23 protein-coding genes are annotated in these 22,974 nt (G+C 65.8%); 15 read left to right on the top strand and 8 right to left on the bottom strand.

Annotated elements, in window-relative coordinates; genetic code table 11:
• Nucleotides 1-258 precede the first annotated feature (258 nt).
• On the top strand, nucleotides 259-1,122 hold the full coding sequence (hpnC, locus tag PWP93_RS18365; RefSeq protein ID WP_421045422.1) for a squalene synthase HpnC: 864 nt from the start codon (nucleotides 259-261) through the stop codon (nucleotides 1,120-1,122).
• Nucleotides 1,119-2,297 (top strand): glycosyltransferase, encoded by a 1,179-nt coding sequence (locus PWP93_RS18360; RefSeq protein ID WP_421045421.1) that lies wholly within the window; start codon nucleotides 1,119-1,121, stop codon nucleotides 2,295-2,297. The genes hpnC and PWP93_RS18360 overlap by 4 nt, the downstream gene beginning before the upstream one ends.
• Before the next feature lie 312 nt (nucleotides 2,298-2,609).
• Here the strand turns inward: PWP93_RS18360 and PWP93_RS18355 are convergent, their stop codons facing one another.
• On the bottom strand, nucleotides 2,610-3,152 hold the full coding sequence (locus tag PWP93_RS18355; RefSeq protein ID WP_421045420.1) for a hypothetical protein: 543 nt from the start codon (nucleotides 3,150-3,152) through the stop codon (nucleotides 2,610-2,612).
• Between the two features lie 132 nt (nucleotides 3,153-3,284).
• Entirely contained in the window at nucleotides 3,285-4,307 is a 1,023-nt protein-coding gene (hpnA, locus tag PWP93_RS18350; RefSeq protein WP_421026263.1) for a hopanoid-associated sugar epimerase, read from the bottom strand.
• Between the two features lie 165 nt (nucleotides 4,308-4,472).
• Between hpnA and PWP93_RS18345 the strand changes: the two genes are divergently transcribed.
• Nucleotides 4,473-4,769 (top strand): acylphosphatase, encoded by a 297-nt coding sequence (locus tag PWP93_RS18345; protein WP_421045419.1) that lies wholly within the window; start codon nucleotides 4,473-4,475, stop codon nucleotides 4,767-4,769.
• 34 nt (nucleotides 4,770-4,803) lie between these two features.
• Here PWP93_RS18345 and egtD read toward each other — a convergent pair whose 3' ends face one another.
• The gene (gene egtD, locus PWP93_RS18340) at nucleotides 4,804-5,823 is read right to left on the bottom strand and encodes an L-histidine N(alpha)-methyltransferase (RefSeq protein WP_421026261.1); all 1,020 of its coding nucleotides are present in this window, start codon (nucleotides 5,821-5,823) and stop codon (nucleotides 4,804-4,806) included.
• A gap of 385 nt (nucleotides 5,824-6,208) precedes the next feature.
• On the opposite strand from egtD, the gene rarD reads away from it, so the two are divergent.
• A complete protein-coding gene (rarD, locus tag PWP93_RS18335) occupies nucleotides 6,209-7,111 on the top strand; it encodes an EamA family transporter RarD (RefSeq protein ID WP_421045418.1) in 903 nt (300 codons plus the stop codon).
• Nucleotides 7,112-7,116: 5 nt separating this feature from the next.
• On the opposite strand, the gene PWP93_RS18330 is transcribed toward rarD, so the two are convergent.
• On the bottom strand, nucleotides 7,117-7,656 hold the full coding sequence (locus tag PWP93_RS18330; protein ID WP_421045417.1) for a DUF962 domain-containing protein: 540 nt from the start codon (nucleotides 7,654-7,656) through the stop codon (nucleotides 7,117-7,119).
• Nucleotides 7,657-7,885: 229 nt separating this feature from the next.
• Here PWP93_RS18330 and PWP93_RS18325 point away from each other — a divergent pair, with 229 nt between their 5' ends.
• Both PWP93_RS18325 and PWP93_RS18320 read left to right on the top strand, forming a co-directional pair.
• Nucleotides 7,886-8,539, top strand: a complete 654-nt coding sequence (locus PWP93_RS18325; RefSeq protein ID WP_421045416.1) for an HAD family hydrolase — start codon at nucleotides 7,886-7,888, stop codon at nucleotides 8,537-8,539.
• Between the two features lie 72 nt (nucleotides 8,540-8,611).
• Nucleotides 8,612-9,850 carry a dienelactone hydrolase family protein gene (locus PWP93_RS18320; protein ID WP_421045415.1) on the top strand — a complete coding sequence of 413 codons (1,239 nt, stop codon included), beginning with the start codon at nucleotides 8,612-8,614 and terminating at the stop codon, nucleotides 9,848-9,850.
• Nucleotides 9,851-9,898: 48 nt separating this feature from the next.
• Here the strand turns inward: PWP93_RS18320 and PWP93_RS18315 are convergent, their stop codons facing one another.
• On the bottom strand, nucleotides 9,899-10,159 hold the full coding sequence (locus PWP93_RS18315) for a hypothetical protein (RefSeq protein ID WP_421026237.1): 261 nt from the start codon (nucleotides 10,157-10,159) through the stop codon (nucleotides 9,899-9,901).
• Nucleotides 10,160-10,410: 251 nt separating this feature from the next.
• On the opposite strand from PWP93_RS18315, the gene PWP93_RS18310 reads away from it, so the two are divergent.
• Nucleotides 10,411-11,325 (top strand): peptidoglycan DD-metalloendopeptidase family protein, encoded by a 915-nt coding sequence (locus PWP93_RS18310; RefSeq protein WP_421045414.1) that lies wholly within the window; start codon nucleotides 10,411-10,413, stop codon nucleotides 11,323-11,325.
• A gap of 21 nt (nucleotides 11,326-11,346) precedes the next feature.
• Nucleotides 11,347-11,946, top strand: a complete 600-nt coding sequence (locus tag PWP93_RS18305) for a YSC84-related protein (protein WP_421045413.1) — start codon at nucleotides 11,347-11,349, stop codon at nucleotides 11,944-11,946.
• A 45-nt stretch (nucleotides 11,947-11,991) separates the two neighbouring features.
• On the opposite strand, the gene PWP93_RS18300 is transcribed toward PWP93_RS18305, so the two are convergent.
• Together PWP93_RS18300 and PWP93_RS18295 are read right to left on the bottom strand one after the other, a co-directional pair.
• Nucleotides 11,992-12,798, bottom strand: a complete 807-nt coding sequence (locus tag PWP93_RS18300) for a DNA/RNA non-specific endonuclease (protein ID WP_421045412.1) — start codon at nucleotides 12,796-12,798, stop codon at nucleotides 11,992-11,994.
• Nucleotides 12,799-13,042: 244 nt separating this feature from the next.
• Nucleotides 13,043-13,402 (bottom strand): DUF3564 domain-containing protein, encoded by a 360-nt coding sequence (locus tag PWP93_RS18295; RefSeq protein WP_421026233.1) that lies wholly within the window; start codon nucleotides 13,400-13,402, stop codon nucleotides 13,043-13,045.
• A gap of 340 nt (nucleotides 13,403-13,742) precedes the next feature.
• Here PWP93_RS18295 and PWP93_RS18290 point away from each other — a divergent pair, with 340 nt between their 5' ends.
• The 3 genes from PWP93_RS18290 to PWP93_RS18280 all read left to right on the top strand — a co-directional run bounded on the left by PWP93_RS18290 (nucleotide 13,743) and on the right by PWP93_RS18280 (nucleotide 16,239).
• Nucleotides 13,743-14,165 (top strand): rubrerythrin family protein, encoded by a 423-nt coding sequence (locus PWP93_RS18290; RefSeq protein ID WP_421026232.1) that lies wholly within the window; start codon nucleotides 13,743-13,745, stop codon nucleotides 14,163-14,165.
• 130 nt (nucleotides 14,166-14,295) lie between these two features.
• Nucleotides 14,296-15,645 (top strand): heterodisulfide reductase-related iron-sulfur binding cluster, encoded by a 1,350-nt coding sequence (locus PWP93_RS18285; RefSeq protein WP_421045411.1) that lies wholly within the window; start codon nucleotides 14,296-14,298, stop codon nucleotides 15,643-15,645.
• A 12-nt stretch (nucleotides 15,646-15,657) separates the two neighbouring features.
• On the top strand, nucleotides 15,658-16,239 hold the full coding sequence (locus tag PWP93_RS18280; protein ID WP_421045410.1) for a DUF3501 family protein: 582 nt from the start codon (nucleotides 15,658-15,660) through the stop codon (nucleotides 16,237-16,239).
• Nucleotides 16,240-16,269: 30 nt separating this feature from the next.
• On the opposite strand, the gene PWP93_RS18275 is transcribed toward PWP93_RS18280, so the two are convergent.
• A complete protein-coding gene (locus PWP93_RS18275; RefSeq protein ID WP_421045409.1) occupies nucleotides 16,270-16,731 on the bottom strand; it encodes a GNAT family N-acetyltransferase in 462 nt (153 codons plus the stop codon).
• Between the two features lie 102 nt (nucleotides 16,732-16,833).
• On the opposite strand from PWP93_RS18275, the gene PWP93_RS18270 reads away from it, so the two are divergent.
• The 4 genes from PWP93_RS18270 to PWP93_RS18255 all read left to right on the top strand — a co-directional run bounded on the left by PWP93_RS18270 (nucleotide 16,834) and on the right by PWP93_RS18255 (nucleotide 22,892).
• Complete coding sequence (locus PWP93_RS18270; RefSeq protein ID WP_421045408.1) at nucleotides 16,834-18,375, top strand: PLP-dependent aminotransferase family protein; 1,542 nt, start codon at nucleotides 16,834-16,836, stop codon at nucleotides 18,373-18,375.
• 464 nt (nucleotides 18,376-18,839) lie between these two features.
• Nucleotides 18,840-21,164: a T6SS effector phospholipase Tle3 domain-containing protein gene (locus PWP93_RS18265; RefSeq protein WP_421045407.1), complete on the top strand. Its 2,325-nt coding sequence runs from the start codon at nucleotides 18,840-18,842 to the stop codon at nucleotides 21,162-21,164.
• Nucleotides 21,165-21,297: 133 nt separating this feature from the next.
• Complete coding sequence (locus tag PWP93_RS18260; protein ID WP_421045406.1) at nucleotides 21,298-22,632, top strand: virulence factor; 1,335 nt, start codon at nucleotides 21,298-21,300, stop codon at nucleotides 22,630-22,632.
• Between the two features lie 17 nt (nucleotides 22,633-22,649).
• A complete protein-coding gene (locus PWP93_RS18255) occupies nucleotides 22,650-22,892 on the top strand; it encodes a PAAR domain-containing protein (RefSeq protein WP_421045405.1) in 243 nt (80 codons plus the stop codon).
• The last annotated feature ends 82 nt before the right edge of the window (nucleotides 22,893-22,974 follow it).

Genomic DNA, 22,974 nt, shown 5'->3' with positions numbered 1-22,974 from the left:
TAACCCCTTCGCCGCCGCTTTGCTGCGCGGCGCGCGGGAAGGTGCGGCGTGCATACGACGCCAATCAGCATGGCCCCTTTTTCATGCGCTTTTCGGCGGCGCGACGGCCTTGCCGCTGCGGCAAGATTTGCCGCTAGACGGCCCGTGGCGGCCTCGGCTACCTTGCGCAGTGCAACATGATGCGGGAACCCTTAAACTAACGTCCCCGCGCATCGGCCGGCCTGCGTCGTGCGGGACCGACCCCAATCTGGACGCTTCATGGAACCCGACCAACACGACGATTTTCCGGTAGCGCGCATTTTGCTGCCGAAGGCGCTCAGAGCGCCTGTCGGTGTGATCTACCATGTCGCGCGCACCCTCGACGGCATCGCCGACGAAGGCGACTGGAGCGTCGAAGAGCGCCATTTGCGCCTCGCCGACTTTCGCGCCGGGCTCGACGCCGTGGCGCAAGGGCGTCTCGCGCCCGTGCACCCCGCGCTGTTCGCGCGGCTCGCGAAAGTGATGTACCAATGCCGGCTGCCGCTGGAGCCGTTCTACGACCTGGTCTCGGCGTTCGATCAGGACATCCGCACCACGCGCTACGCCGACCGCCACGATCTGCTCGATTTTTGCCGCCGCTCGGCCAACCCGATCGGGCACCTGATGCTGCACCTGATCGACGAGGCCACGCCCGAGAATCTCGCCGATTCCGACGCCATCTGCACCGCCTTGCAGCTCATCACTTTCTTGCAGGACGTGCGGGCCGACTGGAGCCGGGGCCGCATCTATCTCCCGCAGGCCGACCGCGAGCGCATGCAGGTGAGCGACGCGCAGATCGCCGCGGGCCGGGTGGACGACGCCTGGCGCGCGCTGATGGCGCACGAAGTGGCACACGCGCGCGCGCTCATGCTGAGCGGCGCGCCGCTCGCGCTGCGCGTGCCGGGCCGCTTCGGGCTCGAGTTGTGCAGCGTCGTGCATGGAGGCTTGCGCATGCTGGAGATCATCGAGCGCAGCGGCTACGACGTGTTTCGCGCGCGGCCCCGGCTGGGCGCGGCCGACTGGGCCGTGGTGCTGCTGCGCACCGGCGCCATGTGGCTGTCGCGCCGCCTGGGGGCGCCTTCGATAGAGAGCAACAACGCATGATGACAACGATCCTCTTTGCCGTGTCCTGTCTTTCTCTGCTGATCTGGCTCGTGCTGCTGTTCGCGCGGGGCGGCTTCTGGCGCGCGCGTCCCGCCGCGCCGCTGCCCCTGGTCGAGCCCGCGGCGGGCTGGCCGGCGGCGTGCGCCGTGGTGCCGGCGCGCAACGAGGCGGACGCGATCGGCGAGGCTGTCGCATCGCTGCTCCGCCAGGACTACGGCGGCGAGTTTCATGTCATCGTGATCGACGACCACAGCACCGACGGCACCGCCGAAGCCGCACGCGCCGCCGCGCTCGCGCTGCAATGCCCGGAAAAGCTCACGGTGGTGAGCGCGAAGCCGCTGCCTGCGGGCTGGTCCGGCAAGGTGTGGGCGCAGTCGCAGGGCATCGAGGCGGTGCGCACGCTGGGCCTGAACGCCGACTATCTGCTCCTGACCGACGCCGACATCGGCCATCCGCCCGAGGCCCTCGCGCAACTCGTGGTGCGCGCGCAGGCCGAGCAGCGCGACCTCGTCTCGCTGATGGTGCGCCTGCGCTGCGACTCGTTCTGGGAGAAGGCGCTGATCCCGGCATTCGTGTTCTTTTTCGCGAAACTCTACCCATTCTCGTGGGTCAACAATCCGCGCAACAAGACGGCGGCGGCGGCGGGCGGCTGCATGCTGGTGCGCCGCAAGGCGTTGGAGGAAGCGGGCGGCATCGAGTCGATCCGCGCCGAGCTCATCGACGATTGCAGTCTGGCCGCGCGCATCAAGCATCGCGGCGAAGGCCATCATCCGATCCGCCTCGACGTGGCGGCGAAGAGCGTCTCGCTGCGCCCCTACGATTCGTGGAAGGACATCTGGAACATGATCGCGCGCACGGCGTTCACGCAGCTTCATTACTCGGCGTGGCAGCTCGCGGGCACGATCCTCGGCATGACGGTGATCTACCTCGCGCCGCCCGTGGTCGCGCTCGTGCTCGGCCCGCTCGGCTGGCCCGCGTGGATGGCATGGGCGCTGATGTGCTGCGCTTATGCGCCGATGCTCGCGTACTATCGCCGTTCGCCGCTGTGGGCACCGTTTTTGCCGCTCGTCGCGCTGTTCTATGTGGGCGCCACGTTCGCTTCGGCGTGGCGCTTCTGGCGCGGCAAGGGCGGGCAGTGGAAGGCGCGCGTGCAGGCGCCGGTGCAGGGGCGGTGAGCGAGCGGGGCGGGTCTCGTCGTTTTTGACGTGAGTGGGGTAAATCTGGCTTCTTCTGTTGTTGCGACACGCTATCGACTTAACTTGGCGCGATCGTGACGGATAGGAGCGTGACGGACAGGAGCGGCAATGCCGGCGCAGTGCTTTTACAACCTCAAGTCAGTTCGGCCTGTTCGGCGCCGTGGGTATCGAAGGGCATGAAGCCGTTGTCGCGGGTCTGTTGCTTGCGTTGAGTTTCGCGATTTCGGGCGTCATTGTTGCGGCCGGCGCCGTGCTGCTGCGCCGCCGCTGAACCTATGCCGGCGCCGCCGCTCAGCGCTGCGTCAGCATCATGTACATCTGCACGATCATGTCGGGCGAGAACACGAACGGCACCCAGCCGTGACCCGTGTGCCGCATGACCAGCAGACGGTCGCCGTTCGACTGCTTCTGCACGGCGATCATCGGGTTCTTCGTCGAAGCAAAGCGCCAGCCCTGCGGAATCGCGGGCGGCGGCTCGGGCTGCATCGAGGCGCGCGCGTTCGCGAGCTCCTCGATCAATTGGCCCACCTGCATCGGATGCAGCGATACCGTCTGGCCGCCGATCGTCATCGTGATCTCGTTCGCCGAGGGGCGGCCGACTTCCAGCGTGGGCGTCGGGGCTTGGGCTTCCTGCACCGCGGGTTCGGCCTGCGGCTCGGGCTCGGGCTCGGGCGCTGCCGCAACGGCGGGTCTTTCCGGCTCGGCAAGGGCCGTCGCGAGAGCAGGTTCGGGAGCTGCCGCAACGGCTGCGCGAGAGGCAAGCGCGGCACTGGCGGCCTGAATAAGCTGATCGACGCCTGCGTCGAGCGCGCCAATCTGATCTTGAAGATTCATGCGAGGCTTCTCTGGTAAGACCCGCGATTTTACCTACAGCGCACGCGGGTGTCCCGCGCGACGTTGTAATGAGGTCGCAACAAAAGTTGTAACAATTTGCTCCGCCAGTGCGCGGCGCGCCGCACGCGGCGCTTATTTCGCGCCCAGATACCCTGCCTCGCGGAACCACGCGAGCGCGTCTTCGAGGCCCTGGCGATAAGGCCGCGCACGGTAGCCGAGCTCGCGCTCCGCCTTCGCCGACGTGAAGTACATCTTGTTCTTCGACATCTTGAGCGCGTCGACGGTCACGAACGGCTCGCGCTTCGTGAAGCGCGCCACGGCCTCCGCACCCATGGCGAGCGGATAGAGCGGCCAGCGCGGCAGCGCGATCGTGGGCGGCTTGCGCCCCACGATGCCCGCGATGTCAGCCAGCATCTGCTGCAGCGGCAGGTTCTCGCCGCCGAGGATATAGCGCTCGCCGATGCGTCCGTGCTCGAGCGCGAGGAAGTGGCCGTTCGCGACATCGTCGACGTGCACGAGGTTCAGCCCCGTGTCGACGAACGCGGGAATCTTGCCCGTCGCGGCCTCGACGATGATGCGGCCCGTGGGCGTGGGCTTCACGTCGCGCGGGCCGATCGGCGTGGATGGATTGACGATCACGGCGGGCAGGCCGTCGCGCTCGATCATGCGCTCCACGGCGCGCTCCGAGAGTACCTTGCTGCGCTTGTACACGCCGATGGCCTGGTCCGCCGTGAGCGGCGAGGTTTCGTCGGCGGAGTTGCCCGAGCTCGTGACCTTGAGCGTGGCCACGCTGCTCGTGTAGACGATGCGCTCCACGCCTGCGTCGAGCGCGGCGCGCATGGTGGCTTCGGCGCCTTCGAGATTGGCGCGCTCGATCTCGTGCGGGTCGGGTGCCCAGAGCCGATAGTCGGCGGCGACGTGAAAGAGGTAGCGCACGCCGGTTAGCGCCTTGCGCATCGAAGCGGCGTCGCGCATGTCGCCGGTGACGATTTCGGCGTCGAGCGCCTCGAGATTCTTGCGCGGGCTCGTCGCGCGCACCAGCACGCGCACGGCGTAGCCTTTGTCCTGCGCGATGCGGGCGACGGCCGAGCCCACGAAGCCGGACGCGCCGGTGATCAGCACGAGGTCCTTGTTGGCGCGGGAGGTGTCGGTCATTCTGGATTTGCTTGCGGGTTCGAAGAGCGGCGCGGTGCGTCGCTGGCGTGGCAGGGATTGTACGTGGCGCGCGGCGGCAGAGTCACGGCGCGGCGTCTACAATGCCTGGCGTAATGGACGCATGCGGGACGCACCGCGGGACGCACCGCAAAGGGAGAACGAACGATGAGCGAACCGGATCTGGATGCACGCCTTGAAACGTACTACGTGCGCGTGCGCGGAACGGTGCAGGGCGTGGGCTTTCGCCACGCGACGGTGCGCCAGGCGCACGCGCTGCGCATTCGCGGCTATGTCGCCAACATGGAGGACGGCTCCGTGGAGGCCGTGATCCAGGGCAGCGCGAACCAGGTGGACCGCATGCTGTCCTGGCTGCGCCACGGCCCGCCCGCCGCGCGCGTGAATTCGGTGGAGAGCGAGGAGCGGCGCACCGAGAAGCGCTACGAGCGTTTCGAGCAGCACTGAGGCGGCCCGGCCCTGCTGCGCCCCCGCCGCAACCTCACGCGGCAGCCAGCAGGCTCTCCGCGAATCCCCATTCCTTCTCGACCCACTGCCGCGCGCATTCGAAGCCCGCATCCGCTGCGATCGCGGGGATTTCGTCGGCGTGGTACTTGTGACTGCTCTCGGTCCAGATCGTCTCGTCCGCTTCCAGCTCGACCGCGAGCCGCGCCGCGCCCACGCGCGCCGAGACGCGCCGCCGCGCGCGCAGATGCATCTCGACGCTGCGCGCATCGGGATTGAAACGCGCGACGTGTTCGAAGTCGTGCAGGTCGAAGTCGCCGTCGAGTTCGCGGTTGATGCGCGCGAGCAGGTTCAGGTTGAACGCGGCGGTCGCGCCGATGGCGTCGTCGTAGGCGGCGATCAGCGTGGGCACGGGTTTCACGAGATCGGTGCCCAGCAAGAGCGTGTCACCCTCACGCAGCATCGCGCGGATGGCGCGCAGGAAGCGCGTCGCCGCGAGACGCGCGAAATTGCCGATCGTGCTGCCGAGAAACAGCACGCACAGGCGCTCGCCTTGCTTGCGCTGGCGGCTCACCTCGGCGAGCCCGGCCAGGTAATCGCGCTCGTAGCCGACGATGGAGATGCGCTCGATGTCGGCGAGTTCGCGCCGGCATAGCTGCAAGGCACTGCGCGAGATCTCGATCGGGCAATACGACGTGGGCGAGGTCGGGCGTTTGCGCGAAAGCGCTTCGAGAATGCGGCGCGTCTTGCGTCCGCTGCCGCTGCCGAGTTCGGCGACGATGACATCGGCGGGCAGTGCCTCGACGATTTCAGCGGCGTGGCGCGTGAGCAGGCGTTCCTCGGCGCGCGTGACGCCGTATTCGGGCAGCACCGTGATCACCTCGAACAGCGCCGAGCCGACTTCGTCGTAGAGATACTTCGACGGTAGTTCCTTTTGCGGCGCGTGGGTGAGGCCTGCGCGGACCTCGGCGGCAAAATCGGCGGCGAAGCCGGAAAGCGCATTCGGCTGCGCATTGGAACGGGAGGAACGGGCGGGACGGGACGCGGATTGGGTCATGCGCACTCCTGTGTGCGTTGGACGGCTGGCGGCTGCTGCGCAGAAGGTCTCGTTCGCGCGCGCGGCTGCAGGGCGGCTCCGTGGAAAGATTTACGTTCTAGTCCATTGCAGCAGACATTTCACGGACTATGTGGCGGATCTCGCTGCTCCGGCGGACGCCGCATTGCCCGTGCCCGCCGCCCCGGCGCGGTGCGCGGCACATTAGAATCGGGCTGACGGCGTGGCAACGCCCTCGGCCGCTAATTCAATAGCCGATTCAAATGACAATATTTTTTCCAACGCTTCCCCGGCTTTTCATGGAGGCCGGCATGCGTTTCGCCGTGCGGCGCAATTTGAGCGCGCGCACTTGCGCGGCGTTTTCTCCACGCCCGCGCGGCGCCTCGCCATGTCGGTGAATACATACGATCCCAGGCGCGGCATCACGCTTTCCGTGGGGGCGTCCACGCTGTTCGCGCTGATGTCCAGCTACACCCTGCTGCTGGCCCCGCTCGACGGGCTCGATATCTTCGCCTGGCGCGTGATCTGGACGGCGCCCGGCGCACTCGCGCTGGTGATCTTGCGCTCGCGCGCGCCGCAGCTCGTGGAGTTGCTCGTGCGCGCGTTCAGGGAGCCGCGCATCGCGCTCATGCTCGTGGCCAGCGCAGGGTTGCTCGGCCTGCAGTTGTGGGTGTTCCTCTGGGCGCCGCTGCACGGACGCCTGCTGGAAGTCTCGCTCGGCTATTTCATGCTGCCGCTCGTGATGGTGCTGGTGGGCCGCTACTACTACCACGAGCGGCTCGAAGCGCTGCAATGGATCGCGGTCGCGTGCGCGGCCGTGGGCGTCGCGCACGAGCTATGGGTGACGCACGCGTTCTCGTGGCCGACGCTGCTCGTCGCATTCGGCTATCCGCCGTACTTCGTGCTGCGCCGCAAGATTCACGCGGATTCGCTCGTGACCTTCTCGATCGAAATGGTGCTGCTGCTGCCGGTGGCCGCCATCGAAGTGCACGCGGGCGGCTCGGTCGCGCTGCTCGGCTCGCACAAGCTGCTGGCGTGGCTGCTGCTGCCGGGACTGGGCGTGATCAGCACCGTGGCGCTCGCGTGCTATCTGAAGGCGAGCCGCCTGCTGCCGATGGCGCTCTTCGGCGTTCTCGGCTATGTCGAGCCGGTGCTGCTCGTGATCGTCTCGGTGGTGCTGCTGGGCGAGCCGTTCGGGCTGCGCGAGCTGGGAACCTACGTGCCGATCTGGATTGCCGTCGCGCTGACGGCCGTTCATGGCGCGCGGCTGGTGAAGCTATCGGGGGGATGATCCGGTTACGGCCGGGCCGCGTGCCCGCGCGGAGGATTGATGCGCGTGGGCCCCGCCTTGGCCTCGATGGCCGCGCGCAAGGCCGGACGCCAGCCGAGCCCGAACAGCGCCTCGGCAAGCACGAAAAGCGGGCCGATGACGAGTCCGATCAGGTCGTCGGCGAACGCGGGCTTGCGGTGCTCCCACGCGATGTGCCCGACGAACTGGAACACCCACCCCACCACGAAAAGTCCGATGCCGCCTGCGAGCCAGGCCACTGTGCCTTGCTGCGCGAGCCACGCGCCGAACCCGAGGCAGGCCGCCGAGACGACGGCCATCATGAGGCCGAGCGGCACGTCGAGCACGAGGTAATAGAGCGTCGCGGCGCCGAACAGCAGCCACGCGGGCGAAAGCGGCCACGCCGCGAGGTGCCCCCAGACGGGGCGCGACAGCAGCACGGCGAGCGCGAGCACGATCATCGGAATGCCGATGAAGTGCGTGGCGATGTTGCGGGCGTCGCGATGGTACTCGGCGTACTGCGTGAGCTGATCGGTCAGGTTTCTCATGAGCGCCTCGTTGTCTCCACACGGATTATGACGCTGTGACGGCCTCGCAGCGCCGCGACGCGCCTGTATCGACATTGATTGATAGCATCAACATCGATACATCAAGCAAGACTGCCCGTGTGGCGCATGGCTGCGCCATTGCGGCAGCGCGCCGTTTGCACCGACAATGACGCCGGCTTGCCGCCCATAACCCCACGCCTCTGACCGTGGCGCTTTCCGATTCCGCTTCATGAACAACCGCGATAACCGTGTTGTGGCCGCCTTCGATTTCGACGGCACCATCACCACGTCCGACAGTTTCCGCGCCTTCATGCTCGATGCCGCCGGCAACGCGCGCTTCGCGCTCGCCGTGCTGCGCTGCCTGCCGTGGCTCGCGGGCATCGCGCCCGGCTGGTCCGACCGGGGCCGCACCAAGGCACGCTTTCTTTATGCGGCGCTCGGCCCGGTGCGCCGCGAAATACTCGACGCCGCCGCACAGCGCTTCGTCGACACGCGCCTGCCTGCGATGCTGCGCCCCGAGATGCTCGCGCGCATCCGCGAGCATCAGGCGCTCGGGCACGAGGTGGTGCTCGTGAGCGCGTCGCCTTCGATTTATCTGCGCAAGTGGGCGCCGCGCGTGGGCATCGGCACGGTGCTCGCAAGCGAGCTCGAATGGCGCGAGGGGGACTACACTGGGCGGCTCGTGGGCCGCAATTGCTGGGGCCCGGAAAAGGTCGCCCGGCTGCGCGCATGGTGGGGCGAGCACGCGCCCGCGACGCTCTATGCCTATGGCGACAGCCGCGGCGACCGCGAAATGGCCCAGCTCGCGAATCACGCGTGGATACGCGGTGAAGCCGCGCTGCCGCCGCTTGCGGCTGGAGGGGGATTTGGCGCGGTGGCGTAGCATCCGCGCGGCAGACGCTTCGACCCGGCTGAAGGCCGGCCCGTGGATACACGCACAGAAGGAGACAAACGCATGACTGGACAATGGACCCAGGTGAAGTCGCGCGACGGCGGCGAATTCCGCGCCTACACGGCGCTGCCGCCGGAGGGCAGCGGCCCGGGCCTCGTGCTGCTGCAAGAGATTTTCGGCGTGAACGCATCCATGCGCGCGATGGCCGACCGTTATGCGGAAGAGGGCTACGTGGTGATGGTGCCCGATCTATTCTGGCGGCTCGAGCCAGGCGTCGATCTGGGCTACGAGGGCGCCGACATGGCGAAGGCGCTCGCGCTCTACGACCGCTTCGACGTCGATCTCGCGATGGACGACATCGCGCAGACGCTCGCGGCGCTGCGCGCCCATCCCTCGCAGCGCGGCAAGGTCGGAGCGCTTGGCTACTGTCTGGGCGGGCGGCTTGCGTATCTGGCGGCGGCGCGCACTGACGTCGATTGCGCGATCGGCTACTACGCCGTGGCGCTCGAAAACTATCTGGACGAAGCCGGCAAGATCCACTGCCCGCTCATGCTGCATTTCGCGGCCGAGGACGGCTGGTGCGACGCGGCCACGCGCGCGCGCATCACGCAGGCGCTGGCGGGCAAGCCCGGCGTCGAGCTCTACACGTATCCGGGCTGCGATCACGCATTCGCGTCGAATGCGCGGCCCCAATTCGACAAGCCCGCCGCGATGATGGCGTACTCGCGTTCGCTCGCGATGCTGCGGCGCGTGCTCGGCCCCATCTACGACTTCAACGCGCTGTGGGAGGAGCACTGCTACCACGAGTTCGTCACGCGCAACCCCAGCGACGTCATGCCGACGATGGTGGCACAGCCCTACGTCAACCACATCCCGACGATGACGGGCGGCGTGGGCCACGACGAACTCAAGCGCTTCTACACGCACCATTTCGTGCATTCGAATCCCGCCGATACGCGCCTGATTCCGATCTCGCGCACGATCGGCTCGGACCGTGTAGTGGACGAGTTCATCTTCTGCTGCACGCACGACCGCGAGATCGACTGGCTGCTGCCCGGCCTCGCGCCCACCGGCAAGTACTTCGAGGTGCCGATGCTCGCCGTGATCCGCTTTCGCGGCAGCAAGCTCTATAACGAGCACATCTATTGGGACCAGGCGTCGGTGCTCGCGCAGATCGGCGCGATCGATCCGACCGGGCTGCCGATCGCGGGCGCCGCGAGCGCGAAGAAGCTGCTCGACGAAACGCTGCCGTCCAACACGCTCATGGCCGCGTGGAAGACGAGCGAAGGCAAGCCGTTCTGAGGCGCAGCCGGCGCGCGGGCCGCGCGTTTGCGGCGGCCCGCGCGGCGATCAGTTGAACGGGTTGTCGACGACGCCGGGTTTCGCGTCCGGCTCGTCCTTGACCTGCGCGGGCAAGTGCGGGTCGCCCTGGAGCTTCGCGACCACGGCGTCGAGCGCGGCCTTCAGCGCGAGCGCGGCGGCAAGGCCGCGCTTGTCGCGCGTGAGTTCGAGCGTGCCGGCGAGCGTCACGCGCGTGGTGCCGTTCGTGAGCGTGAGCGCGTCGCCCTGCACGTTCAGGACATCGTCGTCGTTTGCGTATGCGTCGAACACCTTCGGTTCCTCCTTGAGCGCGATGCGCGGGCCCGCATTATAAGAAGCAGCCCGCTACGCCATCAAACATCTTCCCGAAAATCCGGTGTGTCTCCGGGCGGGGCGTCGTGGATGGCGCGCCGCGCGCCGTTCAAGTTGACGTGAATCAGAACTGGCGCGCGAATCCACTGCGCTTCGCGACAAACCCTTGATCATGACGCTCCTGCGCCGCGCGGCGCAGACATTCCTGCTGGTCGAACAAGGAGCGCGTCATGAGAACTTTATACGAGGGTGCCGGAATTGCCGTGGCCGTGGCCATCGTCGCCGCGTCCGCTGCAATGCTCGGCGCCTGCACGGTCACGCCGTGGCATGCGTCCGCGCCCGTGGCCGACGACGCGCCGGCTGCCGCCAGCGAGGCCGCCGCGTCTTCGTCCGCCACGAGCGCGACGCCGATCGAAACACCGGCTCCGGCTGTCGTGGCCGAGGTGCCGCCGTCGAGCGCCGCCGCCGAGTTTTATCGCGTCAAGGCCGGCGACACGCTCAGCCGCATTGCCGCCGCCCACAAGCAACGCGCCGCCGATATCGCCGCCTGGAACACGCTGCCCGCCTCGGGCACCGTGAAGGTGGGGCAGCTGCTGCGCGTCGCGCCGCCCGCGAAGGCCGCTGTCGCGGCACCCACACCCGCGTCCGCTCCAGCGCCTGCGAAGGGGCCGGCGGCCAGCGCATCGCCGCCGGCCGCCGCACCTTCGGCCCCGGCTGCGCCCGCGCAGCCCGCCGCCGCTGGGCGTGCCGAGGCGCATTCCAATGCACGTGCCAATGCGCGCCTTGCCTGGCCGGTGAACGGGAGCGTCGTCACGCCGTTCGCGCCTGGCAAGCAGCGGGGCATCGTCATCGCATGTGCGCCGGGCGCGCCCGTGAAAGCGGCCGCGGCGGGGCGCGTGATGTACGCCGGCAGCGGCATCAAGGGCTACGGCAAGCTCGTCATCGTCAAGCACGACGCGCACCTGATCACCGCGTATGGCCGCAACGGCAGGCTGCTCGTGAAGCAGGGCGACACCGTGAAGCTGGGCCAGCAGATCGCCACCAGCGGTGCGGACGCGGTGGGGGTGGGCGCGCTGCTGTTCGAAGTGCGCGAGAACGGCAAGCCGGTCGATCCGGTTGCGCAACTGCCGCGCAAGCAACCGTAGTTCAACGAGAGTGCGAAGCAAATGAACAGAAGGCAATTCATTGCGGCGGGTGGGCGGGCCGCTGCGTCGCTGGCATCGCTCACGGTGCTGGACGCATGCACGACGACTGGGCCCGGCAATGCCGCAGATGCGGCAGAAAAGAACGCCCGCTTGCGCCGCGAGATCGATACGAATGTCGATGCCGCGCTGGCGCGTCTCTATGGCACGGTGAAGGGCTCGCGCGAGCTGGTGGGCAAGGCTAGCGCAGTGCTGGTGTTTCCCGAGGTGGTGGGCGCGGCCTTTGGCGTGGGCGGCGAATACGGACAAGGCGCATTGCGCGCCGACGGCCGCTCCATCGGCTACTTCAGCACCATGGCGGGCTCGTTTGGCTTTCAGGTCGGCGCGCAGTCGCGCGCCGTTTTCTATGCGTTCATGACCCGGGGCGCATTGGAGCGCTTCAAGCGCAGCAGCGGCTGGAAGGCGGGCGCGGACGCCACCGTCGCGCTCGTGAAGATGGGCGTGAACGGGCAGATCGACACGACCACCGCCGTCAACCCGATCGAGGCTTTTGTGCTGACCAATGCCGGCCTGATGGCGGGCGCTTCGCTCGAAGGCACCAAGGTTTCGCGGCTGGATCTATAACGGCGCGCGCTGCGCCGCTCTCTGCCGGCTTCCGTCACCCGGTTCTTACCAGCCCCATTTGCGCACGGCAAATGTGCCGCCGTTGAACGACACCTTCGTCTGCGCGGCGACGTTTGCGGGAATGCCCGGGAATGCAATGCCGCTTTGCGCTTCGAGATCGCGCACCGAACGCACCTCATAGCGATCGTCGCTCGCGTTGTTCGCGACGATGGCGAACGCCAGCTGCTGCGAGGGCACGTAAACCACCTTGAAGATCTGCGTGGGCACCAGCACGCGCGACGCGCCGATCGTCTGCAACTGCGCGCCGGCGAAGAGCGGACCGGTCACGACATAAGCATCGCCGTATTTCGTCGCGAGCTTGCGCACCGCCGTTTCGATATGCGACCACAGCCGCTGATTGTTCTCGCGGTTCTGCGGCACGATGTTCGCGAGCGAGAACGATTCAGCCATCGCCTGGGGGTTCCAGCGGTTGCCGGCGGGGCTCATGTGGCCGCGGTCGAAGCCGCTGCGCTTGTAGTCGGCGAGCGTCGCGCCTTCGCCGGCGGGCAGGCGCTCGTCTTCGAAGAAGCGGTTCGTGCGCGTCATGTCCTTCGCGGCTTCGAGATGATCGCGCGTAAGGTGCTCCGCCGACCAGAGCGGGCCATGGGTGACGCCCGAGTGCAGCACCACGTAATCGGAGTAGCAGAGCATGCGCGTTTTCGGCGCCATGCGCGGATTGCTGAGCGTGGGGAACTGGCCGCCGGGAACGAATTGGGCGCAGGCGGACGTCGCGGGTACGGCAGGCGCAGCGAACGCATGGCCAGGGATGGCCAGGGTCAGGGCCGCGCTCAGGCAGGCAAACAGCTTCTTCATCGGCAAATCGGTAAATCAGCGAGTCGGGGATGGCCCGCGAACGCGTGAGCCGCGCGCGCATCGTGCGCGCGCCGTCGCGCTCGTGAAAGGACCTGTAAGGGCGTGAGAGTATAGCGGGCGAGACTGGGCGCGGCCAACTCGAGCTCAGGTGCGCGCGCAGCAAAACAATGCGGCGCCGCCAGAAAGGCGACGCCGCAAGACAAGGGAACACGAAGGGTGAAACGCGCGGGCTACGCGCGATGCATCAGTCAGCGAACAGGGCGTTTTCGGCGTGGACCATCTGGCGGTCCACGGCCTGCAGTCGCCATTGGCCTTCCATGTGCGCGTGCGAGGTTTCGCACGACCACGTGGCGTCGCCGTGGGCTGAACTGATCTCCTGGCGGCGGTTTACATGCAGGCCGCGCAGGGTGCAGAGCGGGGAATCGTCGAGCGGCGCGCATAGCGCCGTCACACCGTCTGCATCGCGCATCTCTCCCCAGGCGGGAAGGTCGATGCCTTCGTGCGACTCGCGCGACCAGCGTTGCTGGTCGGTGTCGAGCCAGAGCACGGCAAAGTCGTGGTTCACAGTCGGGTCCGGACCGTTGATCAAAATAGTCAATCGCATGTGAGCTCCGAAATGGCTTCGAAAGGGCGCGCGGGCGGGCGCGCGAATCTGGCCGAAACCTAAGTCTAGGTCGGAAGATTCGGTGTTCAAGGCGTTTATTCAAATATTGGGATAGATCGGTCGCACAGGCCCGCCGCATAAGGGTGGCCAGCGTGTGCGGCAAGGCGTCGCCGGGCCAAAGGCCGTCCGGCTATCGGCGGGATTGAAAATCACAATTGGGAACACAAACGACATTTCCTAGATTGATAGAGCGGCGTAGACCGCGCTCATGCCCTGCTGCACCGCACGAAGATGCGCAGCGCCGCGTCCCCCCGAATCCGGAAGATTGAAGGAGGCATAGATGGCACAGCTCAAAGGCTCGAAGACGGAACAAAACCTCAAGGACGCCTTCGCGGGCGAATCGCAGGCGAATCGCCGCTACCTATATTTCGCGGCCAAGGCCGATGTGGAAGGCCAGAACGACGTTGCCGCGCTGTTCCGCTCGACCGCCGAAGGCGAAACCGGCCACGCGCACGGCCACCTCGAGTATCTGGAAGCCGTAGGCGATCCGGCGACCGGCCTGCCGTTCGGCAGTTCGCGTCTGAATCTGCAGTCGGCGATCGCGGGCGAAACGCACGAATACACCGATATGTACCCCGGCATGGCCAAGGTCGCGCGCGACGAAGGCTTCGACGAAATCGCCAACTGGTTCGAGACGCTCGCCAAGGCGGAGCGCAGCCACGCGAACCGCTATACGAAGGCGCTGGAAGCGCTGGCCGACTAGGGCCGAGGTCAGGGCAAGGCACCATTGCGCGCGCGAGGCTCGCCCGCGCGCGCTGCATCTCGTGCGTTTCTCGTGCGCCCGCGCGAACGCACCCTGATAACCAGAAGAAACAACTAGAACTGGAGACGTCATGCCCCACAAGGAAGGCAGTCTCGAAGCGCCGACCCGCCACCCGCTCGACTGGCGATCCGACGCGTTCTACGACCAGGCGCAGCTCGACACCGAGCTCGCGCGCGTGTTCGATATCTGCGCGGGTTGCAGGCGTTGCGTTTCGCTCTGCGGCGCGTTCCCGGCGCTGTTCGATCTCGTCGACGAAACCGACACCGGCGAAGCCGAAGACGTCGACAAGACGCAGTTTTCGAAAGTGGTCGATCAGTGCTATCTGTGCGACCTCTGCTACATGACGAAGTGTCCCTATGTGCCGCCGCATCCGTGGAACGTGGATTTCCCGCATCTGATGCTGCGCGCGAAGGCGATTCATTACCGCAACGGCGAGGTGCAGCTGCGCGACCGCGTGCTCTCGAACACCGACGCGCTCGGCCATCTCGCGGGCATTCCGGTGGTCACGCAAACCGTCAACGCGGTCAACGGCACGAAGGCGATGCGCGCGGTGATGGAAGACGCGCTGGGCGTGGACCGCCACGCGTGGCTGCCGTCGTTTGCCGCGCGCAAGTTCCGCAGCGCAGCAAGCAAGGCCACGGCGAGCGAGGTGCGCGACGGCGAGCGCACGCCGGGCAAGGTCGCGATCTACGCGACCTGCTACGTGAACTTCAACGAGCCGGGCATCGGCCACGACCTGCTGGCGGTGCTCGATCACAACGCCATCCCCTACGTGCTGGTGAAGAGCGAGGCGTGCTGCGGGATGCCGCTGCTCGAACAGGGCAACCTCGAAGGCGTGGCGAAGAAGCAGGCCGAAAACATGCCGGTGCTCGCGCGGTACGCGCGCGAAGGCTATGCGCTGCTGGGCGCGGTGCCGAGCTGCGTGCTGATGTACAAGCACGAACTGCCGCTGATGTTCCCCGACGACGCCGACACGCGCGCCGTGAGCGACGCGTTCTGGGACCCGTTCGAGTACTTCGTGGCGCGCAACCGCGACGGCTTGCTGAAAACCGATTTCCGCACGCCGCTCGGCAACGTCTCGTATCACGTGCCTTGCCACGCGCGCGTGCAGAACATCGGCCGCAAGACCTCCGACCTGCTCTCGCTCGTGCCCGAAACCAAAGTCAACGTGGTCGAGCGCTGCTCGGGCCATGCGGGCACATTTGGCGTGAAGAAGGAATTTCACGCGATGGCGATGAAGATCGGCACGCCCGTGTTCAAGCAGATGGCGCAGGGCGAGCCCGATTTCATCTCCTCGGATTGCCAGCTCGCGGGGCATCACATCGCGCAGGGCATCGACGAGAACAAGCTTGGCAACGCGCAGGGGGGCCCGCCGCTCGCGCATCCGCTCACGCTGCTGCGCCGTGCCTACGGAATTTGATGAGGAAACCTGATGAAGATCGCAAGAAATTCGCTGCTCTCGCTCGAAGCCTATGCGAAGCAGCGCAGCGAGATGCGCAACCGCATCATCGAGCACAAGAAGCGCCGCGCCGTGGCGCTGGGCAATCACCTGACCTTTCTCTTCGAAGACGAAGCGACGATCCGCTACCAGATCCAGGAGATGCTGCACATCGAAAAGATCTTCGAGGAAGACGGCATTCAGAGCGAGCTCGATGCTTATCTGCCGCTGGTGCCCGACGGCAGCAACCTCAAGGCCACGATGCAGATCGAGTACGAGAACGAGATCGAACGACGCGCGGCGCTGGCGCGGCTTATCGGCATTGAAGATCGCGTTTTTCTGCAGGTGGAGGGCGAGTCGCCCGTCTACGCCATCGCCGACGAAGACCTCGAGCGCGACAACGCCGAGAAGACCTCGGCGGTGCACTTCGTGCGCTTCGAATTCACGCCGCAAATGAAGAAGCGCCTGCGCGACGGCGCGGCGCTCATGATCGGCTGCGATCATCCGAACTATCGCGTGCCCGACCAGATCATCGGCTGCGACGTGCGCGACGCGCTCCTGAAGGATCTCGATTGAGGCTTCGAAGCCCTTCGCGCTTCATGCGTCTCACACGTTCTTGCGGTACATGACGAAGCCCGGCTTGTCGGCCACGCCGTCGTAAAGGCGCATGGCCGTGTGATTCGTCTCGTGCGTATGCCAGTAGACGCGCGCCGAGTTCGAGGCCTTCGCGTGCGCATACACCGCTTCGATCAGCGCGCGTCCCACGCCCTTGCCGCGTGCGTCCTCGCTCGTGAACAGATCCTGCAAATAGCAGATCGGGCCATCGAGCGTGGTGTTGCGGTGGTAGATGAAGTGCACGAGACCCATCACGCGTTCGCCTTGCAGCGCGATGAACGCGTGCATGGGTTCGTAGCCGTCGAAGAAGCGCGTCCACGTGGTCTGCGTGATCGCCTTGGGCAGCGCGGTGGGGCCTGAGCGGCCATAGAAGTGGTTATAGCCGTCCCAGAGCGGGCGCCATGCGTCGTAGTCGGCGGGCGTGACTTCGCGCACGTGGATCGTCGGGCTCAAATTCGTTCTCCTTGGCGTGGTGGGCTTGCCGCAGCATCAGCGTATGCGATTTGTGGCACCATTGTTAGTCCCACTCAAGCCACAAAACATGGAGCCACGAGATTGGACTACGCGCTGATGATGGCCGCTTACGAGCGCCGTGCGCGCGCGAGCGCTTCACGACGCCTCACGCAACAGGACCTGCTCTACGAGAGCCTGCGCCGCGCGATTCTCGACGGCGACATCGTGTGCGGCACGCGCCTCGCTTCGAGCCGCACGCTGGCCGAGGAGCTGGGCATCGCGCGCAACTCGGTGCTCTATGCATATGAGCGGCTGGTGGAGGAAGGCTTCATCACGGCCACGCGCCATGGCTCCATCGTCAACGGCGTGAAGCCCGGCGTTGCGCCACCTGCCACACGTGTGCCGCCGCACGACGCCGCCGCCGCGCCGCTGCTGTCGCGCCGCGTGCGCGAGTTGCCGCCGCGCCGGGCATCGGGTGACGGCGTGACGGCGTTGCGGCCCGGCACGCCCGCGCTCGACGCGTTTCCGCTTGCGCAGTGGCGCACGAGCGTCGAGCGCGCGATGCGCGAGGTGGACCCGGGCGAACTGGGCTACGGCGACAGCGCGGGCCTGCCGGTGCTGCGCCATGCCATCGCGCAATACGTGCGCGTGTCGCGCGGCGTGCGCTGCCAGCCCGAGCAGGTGTTCATCACGGACGGCACGCAAACGAGCCTCGCGCTGTGCGCGCGTTTGTTCGCCGACGAAGGCGAGCGCGTGTGGATCGAAAATCCGGGCTATCTGGGCGCGCGCGTGGAGATGCTGGCGGCCGGGCTCACGCTCGTGCCGGTGCCGGTGGACGCCGCGGGTATGGCCGCGCGCGACGAGGACTGGCGCGCCGCGCCGCCGCGTCTCGTGTATCTCACGCCCTCGCATCAATATCCGCTCGGCTGTGTGTTGAGCCTCGAACGGCGTCTCGCGCTGATCGAGCAGGCGCGCGCGTGTGGAGCGTGGATCATCGAAGACGACTACGACAGCGAGCTGCGCCACGATGGCCCGCCGCTGCCGTCGATTCAGGGCCTCGCGGACGACACGCCCGTGATCTACCTGGGCACCTTCAGCAAGACGCTTTTTCCGGCGCTGCGCCTCGGCTTCATGATCGTGCCGCGCCAGGTCGTGGCGCAGGTCGCGGCGGCGCATCGCACGCTCATGCGCCAGGGCCGCGTGGCCGAGCAGGCGGCGCTTGCGGACTTCATCGAAAGCGGCCGCTACGCGCGGCATCTGCGCCGCATGCGCAAGCTCTACGAGACGCGCCGCGACGGCCTTGTGGCCGCAATCGAAAAACATCTCGCGGGCCTCATGACGGTGTCCGCCGATGCGGGCGGCATGCACCTGAGCGTGCGCCTGGATGCGCCGCTGGCCGACGTGGCCGTGAGCGAGGCGGCGCGTGCGCATGGTCTCGCGCTTTCGCCGCTCAGCGCGTTTTGCCTCGATGGCGAGGAGGGGCGCGACGCGGTCCGCTATAACGGCTTCCTGCTCGGCTATGCGGAGGCCACGCCCGAGGCATCGGACGCGCTCATGGCGGCGCTGGCGGGGGTGTTGGAGGAGATGCTTTCAACGGTGATGCCCTGGATGCGTGTTCACGCTATTCGATCTCATCGAGCGTGAGTCGTGTGGTATCGGCGCGAATCGCCTGGATAGTCCGCATCATCTGCAGCGGTGATCGGCAACGTAAAGGATTGCATTTAGCACCTGCAGGTTTTTCAGGCTGACATTGCCGCACCGTTCTGCATGGCGATGCCTGATCTGCCGATACGACTTGAATGCGCGCTGGATTTTCATCATCGGACGCCGTGTGGGTCGTGCGCCATGTCAATAACAGTTAGTGTCTAATGATGTAGTATTTTTAGATGAGACTTTGAATATCAGAATTTCATTTTATAACTCAATTTCAATCCTGCTTGATAGCGAAATTGCTCCATGACATTTCGTGATTGCCCGCCTGAATAATCCTGTTTTAAATCCTGCGTCGTGCAAGCGCGCTGTCTGGATTGATTGATTCTTCATTACTGCATTTCACGAATTCATTTCAATCACTTGGTAGTGCATATCATCAAGAAAGTCGTTTCAATATGACCTCCCCACTCCTGAATCCCGACACCTCATCGCCGGATGCCTCACAATCCGGTACGGCTTCAGCATCGAACTCATCCGCGCAAAGCTTGCCGCCGCGCATTATCGTTGGCTCGGGGCAAGGCCCGCTGGTCTTCGATCTCACGAGCGAACTGATCTGCGTGAAGCAACAGCCGCTGCCCGGCGTCGTCATCTTCGTGCATGGCGTGAACTCCGAGGGCGAGTGGTTCGAAGCCGCCGAGCAGGGGTTATGCGAGGGGTTGAACCGCCGGCTCGCCCGGCTGGACGACCAGATGGCGTACAAGGGTGTCGTCGGCGGGCAGCTCTCGCCCGTCTCGTACACCGAAAGCCTGACGCCGGAAGGCTTTCTCAATCCGGAGTTGCTTCCCGACACCTACATCAAGCCCGATCCGTCGTTCTCGCCGGTCATTTATTTCCGCTGGGGCTACAAGGCCAACCCGGAAGAACTGAAAGAGTACGGCGACAAGATCTTCCTGAACGAGCAGGACTACTGGGGCGGTGGCCCGTTCGTCAACGGCTGTTCCAGCCTGCCTGACCTGTGGAGCGAGGGCCTCGATGACCGCATATTCGGGTTTCTTTCCGTGCAGGCCATGAACCCGACGCCGCGCGCCATATACCGCACCCCGCCGCGCACCTACGGCGTGCTCGCGGCGCTGCGGCTCGCGCGGCTCGTGCAGTCGATCCGGAAGATGCAGGCCAACGTGCCGATCACGATTGTCTGCCACAGTCAGGGGAACATGATCGGGCTCGCGGCGGCATTCTTCGGCGACACGTTTCCGGAGGTCCAGGACCCCTGGGGCAACATCGGGCGCTGCGTCGCCGACGCATACGTGCTCGCGAATCCGCCGTACAGCGTCGCGAACACCGGCACAGGTCTCGAAAGCTGGTCGCAACGTGAAATGCGCGACGCCCAGAAACGCAACGGCCGGCAGACCTACAAGGCGCGCACCGGAACGCTGCGGGCCTTCCTCGACATCATGCGTGCGCGCACCGCCTTCGAAATGCCGCCCGACAAGGTCGATGAGGACATGGCCAACACGCGCACGTCGGAGTCGGGCGGCAAACCGTACACGGCCGCCGCCGACCGCGCTGCCCACGGACTGAATGGCTACACCTATGGCCGGGTCACGCTGTATTGCTGCCCGCATGACCAGGTGATTTCGGCCTCCACGGTTCAGGGCATCGGCTGGCGCGGACTGGGGCGCGTGAGCAACAAATACAACAAGGATATCGACCCGCACAAGGCCATGCCCAATGACGAACTGGCCGATATCGGCGCACAGGGGGTGTTGACCCAGCGCGTATTCGCAAGCGGCTTCGAGGTAGGCAAGCACGCCGAGTATCACTACTGGGAAAACGACTGGCGCCACACCGGCGCGAAGACGTCGGGGTTCTGGTTCCCGGCTTCACCGACGGCGAAATATGGCATCAAACGCGCATGGAGCGCCAACGAGAACTACGTGGCGAAGCTCGCCACCACCGCAACCGCGCCACTGCTTTACATCGTGACGCTGGCGACGTCGGCCTTCAACCTGCTGCCGGTCAACGCCGATCCGCCGAAGGGCTGGATGGTCACGGCCGATGCGCCGCCGCTCGACGAGACGTTTGCGCCACGGGCGCTTCGGTACGGCAAGCCGGTCCACGTCAGCGATGGCGACGCCCAAAGCAATTTCAACGAGGATAACGATCCGCCCGCAGCGGCCCGCAATGCGAACAAGCTGGACAGGAATGCTGACGATCCCTACGACAACTACAAGTCCATGCAGGCCGATCAGGAGGCGGCAGGCAACGTCGACAGCGAGGCGTCGCAGCGCTACGAGGACCACGCGATCCTGCGCATGCGCGTGCGCGCCGATCGCAATTCAGCGTGGATCGACGGCGACGGCAACGTGATCGGCGAGGACGGCAAGAGCGCCTTGCCCGAGGGCTACGCGGAGTGGCGCAACGAGCAGGTCACGCAAATCCTGGACGACAGCCGGAACAACAACCCGACCAATCACTCGACCATCATGACGAACCCGATGCATGCGAGGAAGGCGCTTGCATATGACATGGCGGTGGGGTTGTGCTACCTGTCGCCCGAGCAGATGACCGAGTTGCGACGCGAAGCGGATTGGCGGATGGAGGAAGGGATGGGTGATGCGAACCCCAACAAGAAGTATTGGGAATATTTTGATAGCGGGACGATAAATCTGGATGCGCTGACTCAATGGCTCGCGAATGACGAAGAGGGGCGCAAGCCCGAGAAGATCGTCGACGAACGCGAAGGCCAGTTCTACCTGAATCTCGGAGGCCTGGTATGAGTGCGCTGATTTCGACGTGGCAGCGCCGACTGGTTCTCGCCGTGCTGATGATGTTCTGGGTGCCGTCCTCATGTTTGTGTGGAGTACGGAGGCCGGCGACGCGACGGTCTTAGCATTGACTACAGGAGAATGGATGAAACGACTGGTTGTAATTCCCTTCTTGATGGCCTTCGCGACGTTTGCCTTCACGACGTCCGCCATGATGCCTACGCCCGCCAGGGCGGCCACGCCGAGCGCTGATGCCGCGCCGACGGCTTCCACGAAGCCCTACATGGCGCAGGTCGTCGGGGCCGCATGGCTGAATCCGCTGCAGCGGCGCGATTACCCGACCGAGTGGCAGTTGTTGTGGGCCTTGGGGCTGGTAACACCAAACAGGAACGACGACGTGGTGCGGACTGATCCGCAAAAATTCTCGACGCTCCAGTCGATCGGAGCGCTTGCCTACGGCAACCACGGCAAGGAAAATTTCAAAGGCTATTACCATAAATACGTGACCAAATTAACCAGGCTGTTTGGTAACCGCTATGTGATGAACGAGAAGTACTTCTACACAGTCAAGCCCGACAACAGGCAGGACTGGCGGGAACTGGCCGGGATTCGTGTTGAGTTCGCCATTCCGACTCGCCTTGATCCGCTAGAGGCCCAGACCTATCTGTGCAAAGAGATCATCAGAAGATTCAGTATCGGGAGCAAATCGTTCCCCAGCCTCTGGAGCCGCGACACGCCCCCCGACGTGCGCGTAACCCCCGGAGGAGCAAACGCCGGCTTCACCTCATTGAACAACGCGCTGGACTACCTCGAGGCGAACCCCGACGAAAGCGTCTGGGTGATGAACTGGGATGCGCCAAGCTTTCCGCCGAGAGACGGCCAGCTTAACGAGAACATGGTGCTGCTGTTCCTCGCGGGTCCGCAGATGAAGACCGAACGCGCGCCGCTGGCCTGGATCGGCCGCGCAGCCACCGGAAACGTTCAGGATTTCGAAAAAAAGGCCGGCACGACCCGCGCGGTCGAGGCATGGAAAGCAACCATCGCCACAGCCGCGCACAACGCGAACGTATCGGTACCCGATATCCGCTACACGATCCACGATGCGGGCAAGGGCAGCGATGCCTCCTCGTCACGCATCGGCCCGCTCGGTCGCGCTCTGACCGAAACGATGCTGGAGTTCGATTTCCAGAAGCAGACCTTCAACACGCCGGCGTTGCTCGGCGAAATGGGCGCGGGCACGGCACTCACCGATGTGGCGCTGGCAATCGGCCGGGCGAACCACCTGGGCGAAACCGTACTCGTGGCCGGCACCACCGACGCGGAACATCCGGTTGCAGTGGTCGTGACCCCCCCGTCGCAGATCGTGCCGATCGACCCCGACGCGGACTGGTTCCGCGCGCGCGGCGAGAACAACGCCTATCTGCCGTGGTGGGGCCGCCGCTACGACACGAAGTATGGCCAGCAGGGCTGGTCGTGGTGAGCCAGGAGACACAAATCGTGAGAGGCATTATTCGCGTGAGAGACGCGACCAGCCACGGCGGCCATTTCGAAGCCGGCAGCGCGGTCCGCAAGGTAATGGGCCGCGCCGTCGCCCGCGAGGGCGATCGCTGTACGTGCCCCATCGAGGGACGCCGGGACTGCGTGGTCGCCGAAGACGATCCGGCCTTCGTGATCGGCGGCCACAAGACCACGTGCGGCGCGATATTGATTTCCAGTCTGCTGTACTCTGGCCGCAACTGATGACGGAGGCGGCTTTTTAGGGCGGAAGAAGTTCGCCAGGACCGACCGCGCGCAGCCGCCTGATATTTCGCGCTCGTCGACG

It is taken from the genome of Paraburkholderia sp. A1RI-2L, assembly GCF_048957375.1.
Taxonomy (GTDB): domain Bacteria; phylum Pseudomonadota; class Gammaproteobacteria; order Burkholderiales; family Burkholderiaceae; genus Paraburkholderia.
The sequence above is the reverse complement of the archived record's forward strand: the minus strand, read 5'-3'. Positions and strand labels throughout refer to the sequence as shown.

Excerpts from the sequence above, each read along its gene's own strand:
- rarD (WP_421045418.1), top strand. The coding sequence starts at position 6,209 with ATGTCGGTGAATACATACGATCCCAGGCGCGGCATCACGCTTTCCGTG.
- PWP93_RS18325 (WP_421045416.1), top strand. The coding sequence starts at position 7,886 with ATGAACAACCGCGATAACCGTGTTGTGGCCGCCTTCGATTTCGACGGC.
- PWP93_RS18360 (WP_421045421.1), top strand. The coding sequence starts at position 1,119 with ATGATGACAACGATCCTCTTTGCCGTGTCCTGTCTTTCTCTGCTGATC.
- PWP93_RS18295 (WP_421026233.1), bottom strand. The coding sequence starts at position 13,402 with ATGCGATTGACTATTTTGATCAACGGTCCGGACCCGACTGTGAACCAC.
- PWP93_RS18355 (WP_421045420.1), bottom strand. The coding sequence starts at position 3,152 with ATGAATCTTCAAGATCAGATTGGCGCGCTCGACGCAGGCGTCGATCAG.
- PWP93_RS18330 (WP_421045417.1), bottom strand. The coding sequence starts at position 7,656 with ATGAGAAACCTGACCGATCAGCTCACGCAGTACGCCGAGTACCATCGC.
- hpnC (WP_421045422.1), top strand. The coding sequence starts at position 259 with ATGGAACCCGACCAACACGACGATTTTCCGGTAGCGCGCATTTTGCTG.
- hpnA (WP_421026263.1), bottom strand. The coding sequence starts at position 4,307 with ATGACCGACACCTCCCGCGCCAACAAGGACCTCGTGCTGATCACCGGC.
- egtD (WP_421026261.1), bottom strand. The coding sequence starts at position 5,823 with ATGACCCAATCCGCGTCCCGTCCCGCCCGTTCCTCCCGTTCCAATGCG.
- PWP93_RS18300 (WP_421045412.1), bottom strand. The coding sequence starts at position 12,798 with ATGAAGAAGCTGTTTGCCTGCCTGAGCGCGGCCCTGACCCTGGCCATC.
- PWP93_RS18310 (WP_421045414.1), top strand. The coding sequence starts at position 10,411 with ATGAGAACTTTATACGAGGGTGCCGGAATTGCCGTGGCCGTGGCCATC.
- PWP93_RS18305 (WP_421045413.1), top strand. The coding sequence starts at position 11,347 with ATGAACAGAAGGCAATTCATTGCGGCGGGTGGGCGGGCCGCTGCGTCG.
- PWP93_RS18280 (WP_421045410.1), top strand. The coding sequence starts at position 15,658 with ATGAAGATCGCAAGAAATTCGCTGCTCTCGCTCGAAGCCTATGCGAAG.
- PWP93_RS18285 (WP_421045411.1), top strand. The coding sequence starts at position 14,296 with ATGCCCCACAAGGAAGGCAGTCTCGAAGCGCCGACCCGCCACCCGCTC.
- PWP93_RS18320 (WP_421045415.1), top strand. The coding sequence starts at position 8,612 with ATGACTGGACAATGGACCCAGGTGAAGTCGCGCGACGGCGGCGAATTC.
- PWP93_RS18290 (WP_421026232.1), top strand. The coding sequence starts at position 13,743 with ATGGCACAGCTCAAAGGCTCGAAGACGGAACAAAACCTCAAGGACGCC.
- PWP93_RS18265 (WP_421045407.1), top strand. The coding sequence starts at position 18,840 with ATGACCTCCCCACTCCTGAATCCCGACACCTCATCGCCGGATGCCTCA.
- PWP93_RS18345 (WP_421045419.1), top strand. The coding sequence starts at position 4,473 with ATGAGCGAACCGGATCTGGATGCACGCCTTGAAACGTACTACGTGCGC.
- PWP93_RS18260 (WP_421045406.1), top strand. The coding sequence starts at position 21,298 with ATGAAACGACTGGTTGTAATTCCCTTCTTGATGGCCTTCGCGACGTTT.